The organism is Belnapia sp. F-4-1, from assembly GCF_000802185.1.
Lineage (GTDB): Bacteria > Pseudomonadota > Alphaproteobacteria > Acetobacterales > Acetobacteraceae > Belnapia.
Map to the genome: position 1 here is coordinate 3846792 of NZ_KN676113.1, position 13240 is coordinate 3860031.

General features: G+C 71.4%; 15 protein-coding genes. 7 read left to right on the top strand and 8 right to left on the bottom strand.

What is annotated here, in order from left to right; genetic code table 11:
* Window positions 1–56 precede the first annotated feature (56 nt).
* The 4 genes from LH62_RS18235 to LH62_RS18245 are packed head-to-tail and all read right to left on the bottom strand — an operon-like array spanning window position 57 to window position 1017.
* Window positions 57–236 carry a hypothetical protein gene (locus tag LH62_RS18235; protein WP_043363506.1) on the bottom strand — a complete coding sequence of 60 codons (180 nt, stop codon included), beginning with the start codon at window positions 234–236 and terminating at the stop codon, window positions 57–59.
* Between the two features lie 43 nt (window positions 237–279).
* Window positions 280–411, bottom strand: a complete 132-nt coding sequence (locus LH62_RS32420) for a hypothetical protein (RefSeq protein WP_255360002.1) — start codon at window positions 409–411, stop codon at window positions 280–282.
* Window positions 412–421: 10 nt separating this feature from the next.
* Entirely contained in the window at window positions 422–742 is a 321-nt protein-coding gene (locus LH62_RS18240; protein WP_043363507.1) for a DUF1488 family protein, read from the bottom strand.
* On the bottom strand, window positions 739–1017 hold the full coding sequence (locus tag LH62_RS18245) for a hypothetical protein (RefSeq protein ID WP_160299850.1): 279 nt from the start codon (window positions 1015–1017) through the stop codon (window positions 739–741). The genes LH62_RS18240 and LH62_RS18245 overlap by 4 nt, the downstream gene beginning before the upstream one ends.
* 289 nt (window positions 1018–1306) lie before the next feature.
* Here LH62_RS18245 and LH62_RS18250 point away from each other — a divergent pair, with 289 nt between their 5' ends.
* Window positions 1307–2308 (top strand): LLM class flavin-dependent oxidoreductase, encoded by a 1002-nt coding sequence (locus LH62_RS18250; RefSeq protein WP_043366112.1) that lies wholly within the window; start codon window positions 1307–1309, stop codon window positions 2306–2308.
* Between the two features lie 70 nt (window positions 2309–2378).
* Entirely contained in the window at window positions 2379–4202 is a 1824-nt protein-coding gene (htpG, locus tag LH62_RS18255) for a molecular chaperone HtpG (RefSeq protein WP_043363510.1), read from the top strand.
* Here the strand turns inward: htpG and LH62_RS18260 are convergent.
* Window positions 4186–5133, bottom strand: a complete 948-nt coding sequence (locus LH62_RS18260; protein ID WP_043363511.1) for a magnesium transporter CorA family protein — start codon at window positions 5131–5133, stop codon at window positions 4186–4188. The two genes, htpG and LH62_RS18260, sit on opposite strands and share 17 nt — an antisense overlap.
* Window positions 5134–5157: 24 nt before the next feature.
* On the opposite strand from LH62_RS18260, the gene recO reads away from it, so the two are divergent.
* From recO to parC, 3 genes are all read left to right on the top strand, one after another.
* The gene (recO, locus tag LH62_RS18265) at window positions 5158–5895 is read left to right on the top strand and encodes a DNA repair protein RecO (RefSeq protein WP_043363513.1); all 738 of its coding nucleotides are present in this window, start codon (window positions 5158–5160) and stop codon (window positions 5893–5895) included.
* A 57-nt stretch (window positions 5896–5952) separates the two neighbouring features.
* Window positions 5953–6708 carry a 5-oxoprolinase subunit PxpA gene (locus tag LH62_RS18270; RefSeq protein WP_043366114.1) on the top strand — a complete coding sequence of 252 codons (756 nt, stop codon included), beginning with the start codon at window positions 5953–5955 and terminating at the stop codon, window positions 6706–6708.
* A gap of 71 nt (window positions 6709–6779) precedes the next feature.
* Entirely contained in the window at window positions 6780–9020 is a 2241-nt protein-coding gene (parC, locus tag LH62_RS18275; RefSeq protein ID WP_043363514.1) for a DNA topoisomerase IV subunit A, read from the top strand.
* Between the two features lie 6 nt (window positions 9021–9026).
* On the opposite strand, the gene LH62_RS18280 is transcribed toward parC, so the two are convergent.
* A complete protein-coding gene (locus LH62_RS18280; RefSeq protein WP_052214657.1) occupies window positions 9027–9968 on the bottom strand; it encodes a tripartite tricarboxylate transporter substrate binding protein in 942 nt (313 codons plus the stop codon).
* A gap of 92 nt (window positions 9969–10060) precedes the next feature.
* Between LH62_RS18280 and LH62_RS18285 the strand changes: the two genes are divergently transcribed.
* Window positions 10061–10534: a nucleoside deaminase gene (locus LH62_RS18285; protein WP_043363516.1), complete on the top strand. Its 474-nt coding sequence runs from the start codon at window positions 10061–10063 to the stop codon at window positions 10532–10534.
* Between the two features lie 179 nt (window positions 10535–10713).
* Here LH62_RS18285 and queE read toward each other — a convergent pair whose 3' ends face one another.
* Window positions 10714–11328, bottom strand: coding sequence for a 7-carboxy-7-deazaguanine synthase (queE, locus tag LH62_RS18290; protein WP_043363517.1), 615 nt, complete (start codon window positions 11326–11328; stop codon window positions 10714–10716).
* Between the two features lie 185 nt (window positions 11329–11513).
* Entirely contained in the window at window positions 11514–11894 is a 381-nt protein-coding gene (locus tag LH62_RS18295; protein ID WP_043363519.1) for a nuclear transport factor 2 family protein, read from the bottom strand.
* Window positions 11895–12297: 403 nt separating this feature from the next.
* On the opposite strand from LH62_RS18295, the gene LH62_RS18300 reads away from it, so the two are divergent.
* Window positions 12298–13239, top strand: a complete 942-nt coding sequence (locus LH62_RS18300) for a glyoxylate/hydroxypyruvate reductase A (RefSeq protein WP_043363520.1) — start codon at window positions 12298–12300, stop codon at window positions 13237–13239.
* Window position 13240 lies beyond the last annotated feature (1 nt).

The following is a 13240-nucleotide window of genomic DNA, read 5'->3' on the forward strand; positions in this document are numbered from 1 at the left end:
TGGCGTTTCTCCGCACGCATCTGCGGACCCGCCGTTTTCCCTGTCGGCCGTGGGGCTCACCCGGAGAGGCGAGGACGCCACAGCAGCAGCCGGAGCCCTGTCCGGGCTGGCGCCGGCCTGTCCCGCTCGTGCAGCGCGGTCGCGCGGTCCGCCTGGCTGGCGGCGGCGGCCGCCAGTGCGCTCCATCGGCGCCTGTAGCGGAGGGTGCCGAGCCTGCGCCTGATCAGCGCCAGCATGGGCGGATCGCAGGACGGACGGAGGCATGACGGCTCCGGGGCATCATCGGCGTTTCCTCGTGACGGCCGTTACCGGGCGGGGCTGGCCGAGGCCCGCCGCCATGGCGATGGTGCCGAGCGTCAGGATCACCGATGCGAGGCTGAGCGTGACCGTCATCTGGATCGTGTGTCCCATGGAGTGTGCCTCACGATGCGAGCCCGGCCGGCATGCGCAGCGCCGCGGCATGGTCTTCGAGATCGCTCGACCAGACCGTGAGCGGGGTGGGGTAGGGAAGGGCGCGACGCCGGAGCTTGCTCCGCGCCGCCGCCTCGAGCTGGCTGCGTGCCGCCAGGAAGCATCGCAGGATGTCCTCCGTCTTGAAGCATGGCCCCGGGGCGAGCTCGCGCAGGACGACGGGCGAGACGGCACAGGGCACGACCTGCAACTCGTGCTGCATGTCGAAGAGCACGCGCCGGCCGTCCCATCGGGCCGGCGACGCGGCGGCGTCCGGAGCGAGGGCGGTCATGGGCGCCGGTCCGCGCGGGTCTGCCCGCCGTCGTCTGCCTGGCAGGACCAGGCACGCCCCGCGTCGCCATCGGCACCGGTTTCAGGCTGGCCAGGCGGAGCGGCGATGGCCGACGCCCGGGTGCCGCTCATGGCGGCCAGCAGGTAGGCAGGCAACTCCGGCAGCCCCTGGCCGGCTTGCGGGGGACGGACCCCCGCGGAGCAGCGGAGCGCGGCCCCGCTCGGATCGGCCGGCATGGCGAGGGCGACCGCTGGCCGCCACATGCTTGTCATCATCGAAGGACTCCGAAATCGTGGGAAGCCCGTCCGTCGGCCCTCGGGAGTGCCTCTCCACGGGGTCTGCGGCGGCGTTGCTCCGGCGGAGAGAGAGGCCGGCCCATCCTCAGCAGCAGGGCTGAAACCTTGTCGTGACCTGAGATGGCTATCCCGGCCTCCGGACCATCATCACGGTGGCGGCACATTGGCCGATGGCTACCGGTGCCCTGTGGCCGGGCGGCGGCACCGCGGCCCGAATGGCGTGACGGGCGGGGTTCCAGCGGCCCCTGGCCCGCCCCATATGCCGGGCATGATCCCGCTCTCCATCCTCGACCTCTCCCCCATCCCCGAGGGCAGCGATGCTGGCCAGGCGCTGCGCAACTCGGCCGATCTCGCGCGCCATGCCGAGGGGCTCGGCTACGGGCGCTTCTGGATGGCGGAGCACCACAACATGCCCGGCATCGCCAGCGCAGCGACGGCCGTCGCGCTCGCGCATGTCGCGGCGGCGACCAGCACCATCCGCATCGGCGCCGGCGGCATCATGCTGCCGAACCATGCGCCGCTGATGGTGGCCGAGCAGTTCGGCACGCTGGCCGCGCTGCATCCGGGGCGGGTCGATCTCGGCCTCGGCCGGGCGCCGGGCTCCGACCAGCGGGCGGCAATGGCGATCCGGCGAAACCTCGCCGGCGAGGTGGACGACTTCCCACGCGACGTGATGGAGCTGATGGCCTATTTCGAGCCCGCCCAGCCCGGCCAGGCGCTGCGCGCGGTGCCGGGCGAAGGGCTCGACATCCCGGTCTGGATTCTCGGCTCCTCGACCTATGGGGCGCAACTCGCGGCGGCGCTCGGCCTGCCCTACGCCTTCGCCTCGCACTTCGCGCCGGAGCAGATGCGGCAGGCGATGGCGATCTACCGCGAGCGCTTCAAGCCCGCGGCGCGGCTGGCGAAGCCCCACGTGATGCTCGGCGTGAACATCGTCGCCGCACCCACGGATGCGGAGGCGCGCTTCCTCTTCACCTCACTCCAGCAGAGCTTCCTCAACCTCCGCCGCGGGCGGCCGGGCAAGCTGCCGCGGCCGGTCGAGGACATGGCGAGCCGGATCGACCCGCATGGCCAGGCGATGCTGGACCATGCGCTGGCCTGCGCCATCGTCGGCGGGCCGGAGACGGTGCGGCGCGGCCTGCAGGCCTTCGCTGCCGAAACCGGGGCGGACGAGCTGATGGTCACGGCGGCGATCCATGACCACGAGTTGCGCAAGCGCTCCTACGCCATCCTGGCGGGATTGCACCAGGAGCTGGCCGCCGCCGCCTGAACCCTTGAATCCCCGCTCCGGCTTCTGCATATCGCCCCGCCGATAGGCATTCCTTCTTGGAGGACGGGGCGTGAGCGAAACGGTCGAGCGGCATGAATTCGGTGCCGAGGTGGGGCGCCTGCTGGATCTGGTGGTCCATGCGCTCTACTCGGACCGCGAGATCTTCCTGCGCGAGCTGGTGGCCAATGCCGCCGATGCCATGGATCGGCGCCGCTTCGAGGCGCTGACCCAGGCGGTGCCGGCCCTGCCCGAGGGCGCCGCGATCCGCATCACCCCGGACAAGGCGGCGCGGACGCTGGTCATCGCCGACCAGGGCATCGGCATGACCAAGGAGGAGCTGGCGAAGAATCTCGGCACCATCGCCCGCTCCGGCACCCGCGCCTTCACCCAGTCGCTGGCGGATGCCAAGCCGGGCGAGCGGCCGAGCCTGATCGGGCAGTTCGGCGTCGGCTTCTACTCGGCCTTCATGGTGGCCGAGCGGGTGGAGGTGGTCTCGCGCCGCGCCGGCGCCGAGGAGGGCTGGGCCTGGGCCTCCGCCGGGCAGGGCGACTTCACCCTGGCGCCTGCTTCGCGGGAGGAGCCGGGCACGACCATCACCCTCCACATCAAGGCGGATGCGGAGGAGTTCCTAGAGCCGATCCGCCTCCAGACCATCATCCGCAAATGGGCCGACCACATCACCGTCCCCATCACCATCGCGCAGGATGGGAAGGACGAGCCGGCGAACGAGGGCACCGCGCTCTGGCGGAAGCCCAAGGCGGAGGTCACCGAGGAGCAGTACGCCGAGTTCTACCGCCATGTGGCGCATGCCTTCGACAAGCCCTGGGCGACGCTGCACTGGCGGGCCGAGGGCACGACGGAATTCGCCGCCCTTCTCTTCATCCCCGGAATGAAGCCCTTCATGCCGGTCGAGGGCGACCGCGACAGTCGCGTGCGCCTGCATGTCCGGCGGATGTTCATCACCGAGGAGGCGGCGCTGCTGCCGCCCTGGCTGCGCTTCGTCCAGGGCGTGGTCGATACCGAGGACCTGCCGCTCAACGTTTCGCGCGAGATGCTGCAATCGACCCCGGCGCTGGCCCGCATCCGCAAGGCGGTCACCGGCCGCGTGCTGTCCGAGCTGAAGTCGAAGGCCAAGGACGCCGAGAGCTATGCCGGCTTCTGGGAGAATTTCGGCCCGGTGCTGAAGGAGGGCGTCTGGGAGGACAACGAGTACCGCAAGGACCTCGCCCCCCTGCTGCGCTTCCGCTCCTCCGCCGTCGAGGGCTGGACCTCGCTGCCCGACTATGTCGCGCGGATGAAGGAGGGGCAGGAGGTCATCTACATCCTGGTCGGCGACGACCCGGAGGCGCTGGCGAAGTCGAGCCAGCTCGAGGGCTTCCGCGCCCGCGGCGTCGAGGTACTGCTGCTCTCCGACCAGGTGGATGCCTTCTGGCCGGAGCGGCTCGACCGCTTCGAGGAGAAGCCGATCCGCAGCATCACCCAGGGCAGCGTCGACCTCTCGAAGATCGCCGGTGCCGAGGCGGTGGGTGAGGCCGGCGATGTGACGACGCTGCTGCCGTTGCTGAAGGCGGCGCTGGAGGGCGAGGTCTCCGAGGTCCGCGCCACCGACCGGCTGGTCGACAGCGCCGTGGTGCTGGCCGCGCCCGAGGGCGGACCCGATTTGCAGATGCAGCGGCTGCTGCGCCGGGCCGGGCGCAGCTTCGGCGCCGGGCTGCCGGTGCTGGAGATCAACCCGCGCCACGGGCTGATTCAGAAGCTCGCCGGGATGGAGGGCGATCTCAAGGCCGAGGCCGGCACGCTGCTCGACCTCGCCCGGCTACAGGATGGCGACGTGCCGCGCGACCCGGCAGGGTTCGCGCGGCAGGTGGCGGCGCTGCTCACAACCAGCCTTTGACCCGGAACAGGACGAGCGGGGCGATGGCGCTGAGGGCGATCAGCGCCAGCCCCCAGGGGTAGCCCCAGAGCCAGTCCAGCTCCGGCATGTACTTGAAGTTCATCCCGTAGATGCTGGCGACCAGCGTCGGCGGGATGCCCACCACCGAAACCACGGTGAGGATCTTGATGGTGTTGTTCTGCTCGATGCTGATGAAGCCGAGCGTGGCGTCGAGCAGGAACTGCACCTTGTCCGAGAGCCGGGCGTCGTAGTCGTTCAGCGAGGCGATGTCCTGGCGGAGCGTCCGCACCCGGTCGTCGAATTCGGGCGGCATCCAGTGCTTCGCCTGGTCGGCGGCGAAGGGGAGGATGCGCTCGACCCCGAGCAGCGTGTCGCGGATCACCGAGACATGGTCGCCGGTGCGGCCGATGGCCCGCAGCGCGCGGCGGAGGCGCCGGTCCATCGCCGCCGGGCGGTTGTGCGTCGGCGTCTCCGCCTCGAAGGCGGCGCGGGAGAGGGTGTCGAGCTCGGCCCTGAGCCGCTCCAGCGCATCGGCGATGCGGTCGACCAGCACTTCCAGCAGGGTGACGAAGCTGCCGAAGCTGTCGGTCGGCGGCCCCGGCCGCGCCGCCATCGCCTCCACGGCGCCGACCGCGGCGAAGCGCACGGTCAGCAGGTGGCGCGGCGAGAGGATGATGCCGAGCGGCGTCAGCACCGGCCGGTCGTCGCCGGTGCGGGCGATCGCCGGGAGGCTGAGGTAGAGCACCTCGCCCTCGGCCGACATGCGGCTGGAGCTCTCGATCTCCTGGAGCGAGTCGAGGGTGGGGACGCGGAAGCCGGTGGCCTCGGTGACGCGCGCCTTCTCCTCCGCCGTGCCGTCGAGGAGGTCGAGCCAGACGGCGTCGCGGGCGGGATGGGGGGTGAGCAGGCGCGGTCTCCCTCGAAACTGCAACGGAGCGGCACCATCTCTCTGCCCATGAGCACCGAGTGGCAAGGCCCGGCCATCGTCCTCGGCGCCCGGCCGCATGGCGAATCGGGTGCCGTGGTGACCCTTCTGACGGAGGCGCTGGGCCGCCATGCGGGCCTCGCCAAGGGGGGTGCGTCGCGGGCGCAATCCTCGCTCTGGATGGCGGGCAACCTGGTGGAGGCGCGCTGGGTGGCGCGGCTGGCGGACCAGCTCGGGGCGCTGTCGGGGGAGCTGGTGCATCCGGCGGCGGCGCTTGCCTTGGAGGACCCGCTCGGCCTCGCCCTGCTCTCGGCCGCCTGTGCGGTGGCTGAGGGGGCGTTGCCGGAGCGGGAGCCGCATCCGCGCTGCTTCCATGGGCTGGTGGCGCTGATCGCCCGGCTGGGCGAGGGGGCGGCGGCGGCGCTGCCCGACTACATCCAGTGGGAGGCGGAGCTGCTGACCGAGCTGGGCTATGGGCTCGACCTCGCCCGCTGCGCGCTGACGGGGAGCGTCGAGGACCTCGCCTTCGTTTCGCCACGCAGCGGGCGGGCGGTGAGCGTGGGCGCGGCGGAGCCCTGGGCCGGGCGGCTGCTGCCGCTGCCGCGCTTCCTGCTGGGGCAGTCGGGGCCGGTGAACCTTCCCGAATGTCTGGCGGGGCTGCGGCTGACCGGGCATTTCCTGGCGCGCGACGCCTTCGGGCACCGGCCGGGCGGGATGCCGGCGGCGCGGGGCATGCTGACGGACCGGGTGGCGGCCGCCATTGCCTGAGCGGGCGGCGGGTGGTGAAGTCGGCGCCCATCCGGCGAGGAGGTTCGCTTGGCCGCCATGCGTCTCGACGTCAATTGCGACATGGGCGAGGGCTTCGGCAATTGGCGGATCGCCGATGACGCGGCGCTGCTGCCGCTCGTCACCACCGCCAACCTCGCCTGCGGCTTCCATGCCGGCGACCCGCTCATCATGATGGAGACGGTGGCCGCGGCGCGGGCGGCGGGCGTCGCGGTCGGGGCGCATCCCGGGCTGCCGGACCTTGCGGGCTTCGGCCGCCGGGTCATGGCGCTGAGCGCGGCGGAGCTGCATGCCTGCTTCGCCTATCAGATCGGCGCCTTGCAGGCCTTCCTGCGGCTCCACGACATGCCGCTGAACCATGTGAAGCCGCATGGCGCCATGTTCCATGTGCTGCGGGAGCCTGCGATGGCGGAGGCGGCGCTCGATGCCATCGCCGGCGCGGCGCCGGGGGCGGCGGTCTATTGGCTGGCGGGCGAGGTCTTCGCCGAGCGGGCAAGGGCACGGGGCTTCCGCGTCGTCACCGAGGCCTATCCCGACCTCGACTACGCCGAGGACGGCATGCTGCTGGTCGAGCGGCAGAAGCGCGCGGTGGCGCCGGCGCTGGTCGAGGCGCGCATCACCGAGATCCTGACGCGCGGCACATTGACCGCGCGCGGCAGCGCGGTGCTGCCGATGGCGGTGGAGAGCGTCTGCATCCATAGCGACGGACCGAATGTTCTGGAGGTGCTGGCGGCGGTCCGCCGCGCCGCCGCGGCCTGCGGCACGGCGCTCGCCTGCGCCACCAGCAGGAAGTGAGGCCGAGGGTGGCAATCCCCGCCCGGCTCGGCTAGACTGCCAGCGAGAACAAAGCACGAAAATGGCGGACGATGCCCGACGACATCAAGACCCTTCCCGGCGCCCCGGATGGCGGCGGCACGCGCGACACCGGCCTCGCCGATGCGCTGTCCGAGCGCTACCTGGCCTATGCGCTCTCGACCATCATGTCCCGCTCGCTGCCGGATGTGCGGGACGGGCTGAAGCCGGTCCACCGCCGCCTGCTCTGGGCGATGCACCAGCTGAAGCTCGACCCGGAGGCGGGGTTCAAGAAATGCGCCCGCATCGTCGGCGACGTGATGGGCAAGTACCACCCGCATGGCGATGCCTCGATCTACGAGGCGCTGGTGCGCCAGGCGCAGGATTTCGCGGCGCGCTACCCGCTGGTGGATGGGCAGGGCAATTTCGGCAATATCGACGGCGATAACGCCGCGGCCATGCGCTACACCGAGGCGCGGCTGACCACCGTCGCCGAGGCCTTGCTGCAGGGGATCGACGAGAATGCCGTCGATTTCCGCCAGACCTATGACGGCGAGGAGCAGGAGCCGGTGGTGCTGCCGGCGGCCTTCCCCAACCTGCTGGCCAATGGTGCGACGGGCATCGCGGTCGGCATGGCGACGAGCATCCCGCCGCACAATGCGGGGGAGCTCTGCGGCGCGGCGCTGGAGCTGATCCGCAACCCGCAGGCCGGAACCGACGACCTGCTGCGGCATGTGCAGGGGCCGGATTTCCCGACCGGCGGCACGCTGGTCGAGAGCGCCGAGGCGCTGCGCGAGGCCTATGAGACCGGGCGGGGCGGCTTCCGGGTGCGGGCGCGCTGGCGGCGCGAAGAGGGCAAGCTCGGCGCCTACCAGATCATCATCGAGGAGATCCCCTACCAGGTCGCCAAGGCGAAGCTGATCGAGCAGATCGCGCAGCTGCTCGAGGAGAAGAAGTTGCCGCTGCTCGGCGACATCCGCGACGAGAGCACGGACAAGGTGCGCATCGTCATCGAGCCGAAGACGCGCAACGTCGATGCGGCGATGCTGATGGAGACGCTGTTCCGGGCGACGCAGCTGGAGAACCGCATCCCGCTCAACCTCAACGTGCTGGATGCGGACCGCACGCCACGGGTGATGAGCCTGCGCGAGGTGCTGCGGGCCTGGCTCGACCACCGGCATGTGGTGCTCGTCCGGCGGACGGAGCACCGGCTGGCGGCGATCGCGCGCAGGCTCGAGATCCTCGACGGCTATCTCATCGTCTATCTCAACCTCGACGAGGTCATCCGCATCGTCCGCGAGGAGGACAAGCCGAAGGAGGCGCTAATGGCCGCTTTCGGGCTCACGGATGTGCAGGCCAATGCCATCCTCGACATGCGGCTGCGCGCGCTCCGCAAGCTCGAGGAGATGGAAATCCGCAAGGAACATACGAAGCTCACCAAGGAGCAGAAGGCCCTGCAGGGGCTAATGGGCTCCGAGGCGAAGCGGTGGAACGCCATCGCGGCCGAGATCGAGGCGGTGCGGAAGACCTTCGGCGAGGGCGCGCTCGGAGCGCGGCGGACGGTCTCGGGTGGGGCGCTGCCGGCCATCGCCGTCGATGAGAATGCCTTCGTCGAGCGGGAGCCGATCACCGTCATCCTCTCGGAAAAGGGCTGGATCCGGGCGCAGAAGGGGCACCTGCCGCCGGAGACGGAGCTGCGCTTCAAGGAGGGCGACGAGCTCTTCCGCATGGTGCATGCGCAGAGCACGGACCGGATCATCCTCTTCGCCACCAATGGCCGGGCCTATACGCTGAAGGCGGATGCCATCCCGCGCGGGCGGGGCGACGGGCAGCCGGTGCGGCTGATGGTCGAGCTGACCAACGAGGATGCGGTGCTGGAGGTCTTCGTGCCCGTCGAGGGGATGCGCTACCTGGTGGCGAGCCAGGATGGGCGTGGCTTCGTCGTGCCGGGGGCGGAGCTGCTGGCGGAAAAGCGCACGGGCAAGCAGGTGCTGGTGCTGGAGGCGGGCCGCGAGGCTGCGGTCTGCGTCCCCGCCGAGGGCGACATGGTCGCCGTTATCGGCGAGAACCGGAAGCTGCTGCTCTTCCCGATCGACCAGGTGCCGGAGATGGCCCGCGGGCGCGGCGTGCAGCTGCAGTCCTACAAGGATGGCGGCCTCTCCGACGCCAAGGTCTTCACCCGGAAGGAGGGGCTGAGCTGGCGGCTCGGCGACCGGGTGCGGGTGGAGCAGGATGTCGCGCCCTGGCGCGGCAACCGGGCGGGGGCCGGGAAGATGCCGCCGAACGGCTTCCCGAAGTCGAACCGGTTCGAGTAGGCCAGCCTATTCGGGCTCGATCCCGGCGAGCTTGACGAAGCGGGCCCATTTCGCCCGCTCGGTGTGGAGCAGGGCGGCGATCTGCTCGAGGTCGAGCACCTGCGGGTTGAGGCCGAATTCGCGCATGCGGCTGCGGGCCGGCTCCGTCTGTCCGGCTTCGTTGGCGAGCGCGTTCAGCCGCTCCGCCACCGGGCGCGGCGTGCCGGCCGGCACGGCGAGGCCGAGGAAGCCTGTGAGGTGGTAGTCCGGCCAGGTCTCCGCCATCACCGCCAGGTCGGGCCAGCGCGCCCAGCGGCGCGGGGCGGTCAGCGCCAGGGCCCGCGTCTGGCCCTGGGCGAGATAGGCATCGCCTGCGGTGGTGTCGACGAAGATGAGGTCGAGGCGGCCGGCGATGAGGTCGCTGAAGGCGGCCGCGATGGCACGATAGGGCACGCCTTGGATCTGGGTGCCGGCCATGAGGTTCAGCATCTCCCCCGGCAGGCGGGAGGAGGCGTTGAAATGGCCGAAGAACATCTGCCCGGGCCGCGCCTTGGCCTCGGCGACGAGGGCGGGCACGTCGCGCCAGGGAGAGTCGGGGCGGACCATGAGGTAGGCGCCGTTCGAGGCGAAGAAGCCGATGCCGGTGAAATCCCGCTCCGGGTCGTAGGGCAGGTCGCGCACCAGGCTAGGATTGGCGGAATGCGTGCTGCTGGTGGCGAGCAGCAGGGTGAGGCCGTCCGGCGCCGCCGCCTTTACCGCCATGGTGCCGATGACGCCGTTGGCCCCCGGGCGGTTGTCGACCACGACGGGCTGGCCGGTTGTCGCCTCGATATGCCGTCCTACCAGCCGCGCGGTGATGTCGCCGGAGCCACCGGGGGCGAAGGGGACGATGATCTTGAGGGGCCTCGGCTGGGCGAGGGCCGGGGCGGGCAAGGCGAGGGCGGCGAGCAGGGCGCGGCGGCTTGGCATGGCTGATTTCCTCCTTGCCGCGAGCATCCCTCCATGGGCGGCGGGACGCCAGCGTGGCCGGGGCGTTGCCAGGCGGAGAAGGAGGCAGGCCGATGCAGGACGAGGACTTCTTCATGCGCCGGGCTCTGGCGATGGCTGAGGCTGCACTGACGGCGGGCCAGGCGCCCTTCGGCGCCGTGGTGGTCGATGCCGCCGGCCAGGTGGCGGGCGAAGGCCACAACACCGTCGCCGCCGACGGGGATGCGACGGCGCATGGCGAGGTGGTGGCACTGCGCGATGCCTGGGCCCGGCTCGGCGACCGGCGGCGCCTCGCCGACTGCACGCTCTACACGAGCTGCGAGCCCTGCCTGATGTGCAGCTGCGCCATCACCCAGCTCGGCCTGCGCCGCGTGGTCTTCGCGGCGCGCGGCACGGAAGTCCCTGGGGCGAAGCGCCTTTTCGATGCGGACCTGACCGGTGCCGCAGCTTGGGCCACCGGCCGCCCCGGCTGGCGGATGCCCGAGATCCGCGGCGATCTGCTCAGGGCCGAGGCGCTGGCGATCATGGCACGCTACGACTGGGGCTAAGGCTGGCGCCAGCCTCGACCTGGCGGTTGAGCGGTCGTGAGTTCAGCCGTCACCGAGGCGCTGCCGGCCCGTATTCCCAACCCCCACCACCCGGTTGATCCATCAAGGGAGGCGACGACGCCGGCGACCCGCGGCGTCCGGGATGGCGGTCCGCGTCGAAGGCTGGCCGCCCGTTCCGGTCAGCGGATGCCCCAGGCCTTGTGCGCCTGGATGTTGAGGCGCCATTCGGGGTGGCCGAGGCAGTAGGCGGCCGCCGCTGCGGTGTTCCCGGCGAGCGCGGGCCCATCCATGGGGGAAAGCCAGCGGTGCAGCGCCGGAAAGGCGCGGAACTCCGCCGGGTCGATCCCGGCTTGCGGATAAACCAGCTTCAGCTCGTCCGCCCGTGCCAGGGCCAGCGGGGCACCGGCCTTGGGGCTGACGCAGACCCAATCGACCGGGCCGGGCAGGGGCTGGGTGCCATTGGTCTCGATGGCGACGGTGAAGCCGGCGGCGTGCAACGCGTCCAGGAGGGGCGCATCGACCTGCAACAAGGGTTCGCCGCCGGTCAGGACGCAGAAACGGTCGGACGCCCCGATGGGCCAAAGGGCGACGGCGGCAGCGACCAGCGCCTCCAGGCCGTATTTCTCGCCGCCCCGGAATTCGGTGTCGCAGAAGCGGCAGACGGCATCGGCCCGGTCCTCCTCGCGGCCGGACCAGAGGTTGCAGCCGGCGAAGCGGATGAAGACGGCGGTGCGGCCAAGATTGGCACCCTCGCCCTGGGCGGTCAGGAAGAGCTCGTGGACGGTGTAGGACACAACAAGGGTTCCGGTGCGGCCGGGGCCGCGGCGCCTCAAGACGGACGAGGCCATAGGCCTTTGAAAAGCCTCGGACTTCCGCCGGCAATTTAAAGTTTGAAGGATTGAGGCGGGGCCGAGGCGCGGGGCATAGGTCAGCCTTGAGCGGATAATCCTATAGCGCGCAGCGGCCGGGATGGCAAGCCTCAGCCCCATTGCGGATCGAGCAGCACCCAGAGCCGGGCGATGCGGCCATCGGCGATCTCGGCGAGGTCGGCGCCGCTGATCGCGGCCGGGCTTCCCTCAGGGCCGGCATGCCAGCGAAGGACGGCCATGCCGTGATGGCCGAGCGCGGGGCCCTTCTCCGGGGTGAAGCGGAAGCCGGGGCCGAAGCCTTCGAGCAGGGCGCCGGCGACGGCGGCGATGGCCTCCCGGCCTGCGACCACCTTGTCGGGCTCGTACATCACCGGCTCGGCGACATAGAGCTCGGCCATGGCGTCGGCGCGGCGGGCGGCATCGCGCTCATTGAAGACGCGCTCCAGATTGGCGCGGAGCAGGCGGTCGTGGAGGGGCGCTTCGTCGGTCATGCGATGGTCCTTGGCCGGGGAGGGGTCATGCCGCCGCCACCCTGCGGTCGCGCAGGCCGGTGCCGGCCGCCGATAAGAGGCAGCACCGGTTCGGATCGCCGGAATAGCGGGGGCTGGTCAGAAAGGGCAAGCCGCCAGGAAGCAGGCCCGCTGGCGCCGTCCGGTACCGGCGCGGCGCAAGAACGGGCACGGCCGCTGCCGGTGACCTCCATGCGGGCCGGGCGGGGAAGTGGGTCGGCGCAGTCCGGCCGTTCGGCGGCTTCCCGCCAGCCGGAGGGAGGATGGCGGTGCATGGCGGGCTTCCCGCCTGGCTGCGTTGCTGCCAGCGTCGGCCTTCGCCGGATGGGTGCAGGGTGCGGCCTGGAGTATGCTCGGCGACGGTTGAACCGGGGGCGAGGTGCTGATGGCGGTGCTGGTGGTGAAGTCCGGGGGCGAGGCCGCCATGGCGGAGTGGCGGGACTGCTTCGCCGCCTGCGCGCCGGGGCTGGAAGTCCGCTGGTGGGACGAGCCGGGGCTGCGGCCGGAAGAGGTCCACTACGCCCTGGTCTGGGACCCGGAACCGGGGCGGCTCGCTGCCATGCCGCATCTGCGGACGGTCTTCGGCTCCGGCGCCGGGGTGGACGGCATCGTTGCAGACCCCCGCTATCCGCGGCAGGTGCCGCTCGTTCGGATGAGCATTCCCGAGGCGACGGAGCGGATGGGGGAGTATGTCTGCTGGGCGGCGCTCTCGCTGCTGCGGGAGGGGCGGCGGATGGCGATCGCCCAGGCGGAACGGCGCTGGGATTTCGTCGAGCCGCCCTACCGGGCAAGTCAGCGAACCGTGGGGATCATGGGGCTCGGCAGCATGGGCAGCCAGGCGGCGCGGATGCTGCGGGGGATCGGCTTCCCGGTGAACGGCTGGTCGCGCGGGCGGAAATCGGTGCCTGGCGTGGAAAGCCATGCCGGGCCTGCGGAGCTGGAGGCCTTTCTCGCCCGGACGGACATCCTCGTCTGCCTGCTGCCGGCGACGGCGGAGACGAGAGGGATCATCGATGCGGCGACGCTCGGCCGGCTGCCGCGCGGCGCCGGCTATATCGGCGTCGGGCGGGGGATGCAGCAGCGGCTGGAGGACATCCTCGCTGCGCTGGAGGATGGGCAGCTCTCCGGCGCCGTGATCGACGTGTTCGAGCCGGAGCCGCTGCCGGAGGAGCATCCGCTCTGGGTCCACCCGCGGGCGATCGTCACCGCGCATGTCGCCAGCCTGCCGAGCCGGGCGGAGCGGGCGGCGGCGGTTGCCGCGGCCATCGCCGGACTCGAGCGGGGCGAGGGGCTGCCCAACCTGTACGACCACGAGAAGGGGTATTGAG

Excerpts from the sequence above, each read along its gene's own strand:
- LH62_RS18235 (WP_043363506.1), bottom strand. The coding sequence starts at position 236 with ATGCTGGCGCTGATCAGGCGCAGGCTCGGCACCCTCCGCTACAGGCGC.
- LH62_RS32420 (WP_255360002.1), bottom strand. The coding sequence starts at position 411 with ATGGGACACACGATCCAGATGACGGTCACGCTCAGCCTCGCATCGGTG.
- LH62_RS18240 (WP_043363507.1), bottom strand. The coding sequence starts at position 742 with ATGACCGCCCTCGCTCCGGACGCCGCCGCGTCGCCGGCCCGATGGGAC.
- LH62_RS18245 (WP_160299850.1), bottom strand. The coding sequence starts at position 1,017 with ATGATGACAAGCATGTGGCGGCCAGCGGTCGCCCTCGCCATGCCGGCC.
- LH62_RS18250 (WP_043366112.1), top strand. The coding sequence starts at position 1,307 with ATGATCCCGCTCTCCATCCTCGACCTCTCCCCCATCCCCGAGGGCAGC.
- recO (WP_043363513.1), top strand. The coding sequence starts at position 5,158 with ATGAGCACCGAGTGGCAAGGCCCGGCCATCGTCCTCGGCGCCCGGCCG.
- LH62_RS18270 (WP_043366114.1), top strand. The coding sequence starts at position 5,953 with ATGCGTCTCGACGTCAATTGCGACATGGGCGAGGGCTTCGGCAATTGG.
- parC (WP_043363514.1), top strand. The coding sequence starts at position 6,780 with ATGCCCGACGACATCAAGACCCTTCCCGGCGCCCCGGATGGCGGCGGC.
- LH62_RS18280 (WP_052214657.1), bottom strand. The coding sequence starts at position 9,968 with ATGCCAAGCCGCCGCGCCCTGCTCGCCGCCCTCGCCTTGCCCGCCCCG.
- LH62_RS18285 (WP_043363516.1), top strand. The coding sequence starts at position 10,061 with ATGCAGGACGAGGACTTCTTCATGCGCCGGGCTCTGGCGATGGCTGAG.
- LH62_RS18295 (WP_043363519.1), bottom strand. The coding sequence starts at position 11,894 with ATGACCGACGAAGCGCCCCTCCACGACCGCCTGCTCCGCGCCAATCTG.
- LH62_RS18300 (WP_043363520.1), top strand. The coding sequence starts at position 12,298 with ATGGCGGTGCTGGTGGTGAAGTCCGGGGGCGAGGCCGCCATGGCGGAG.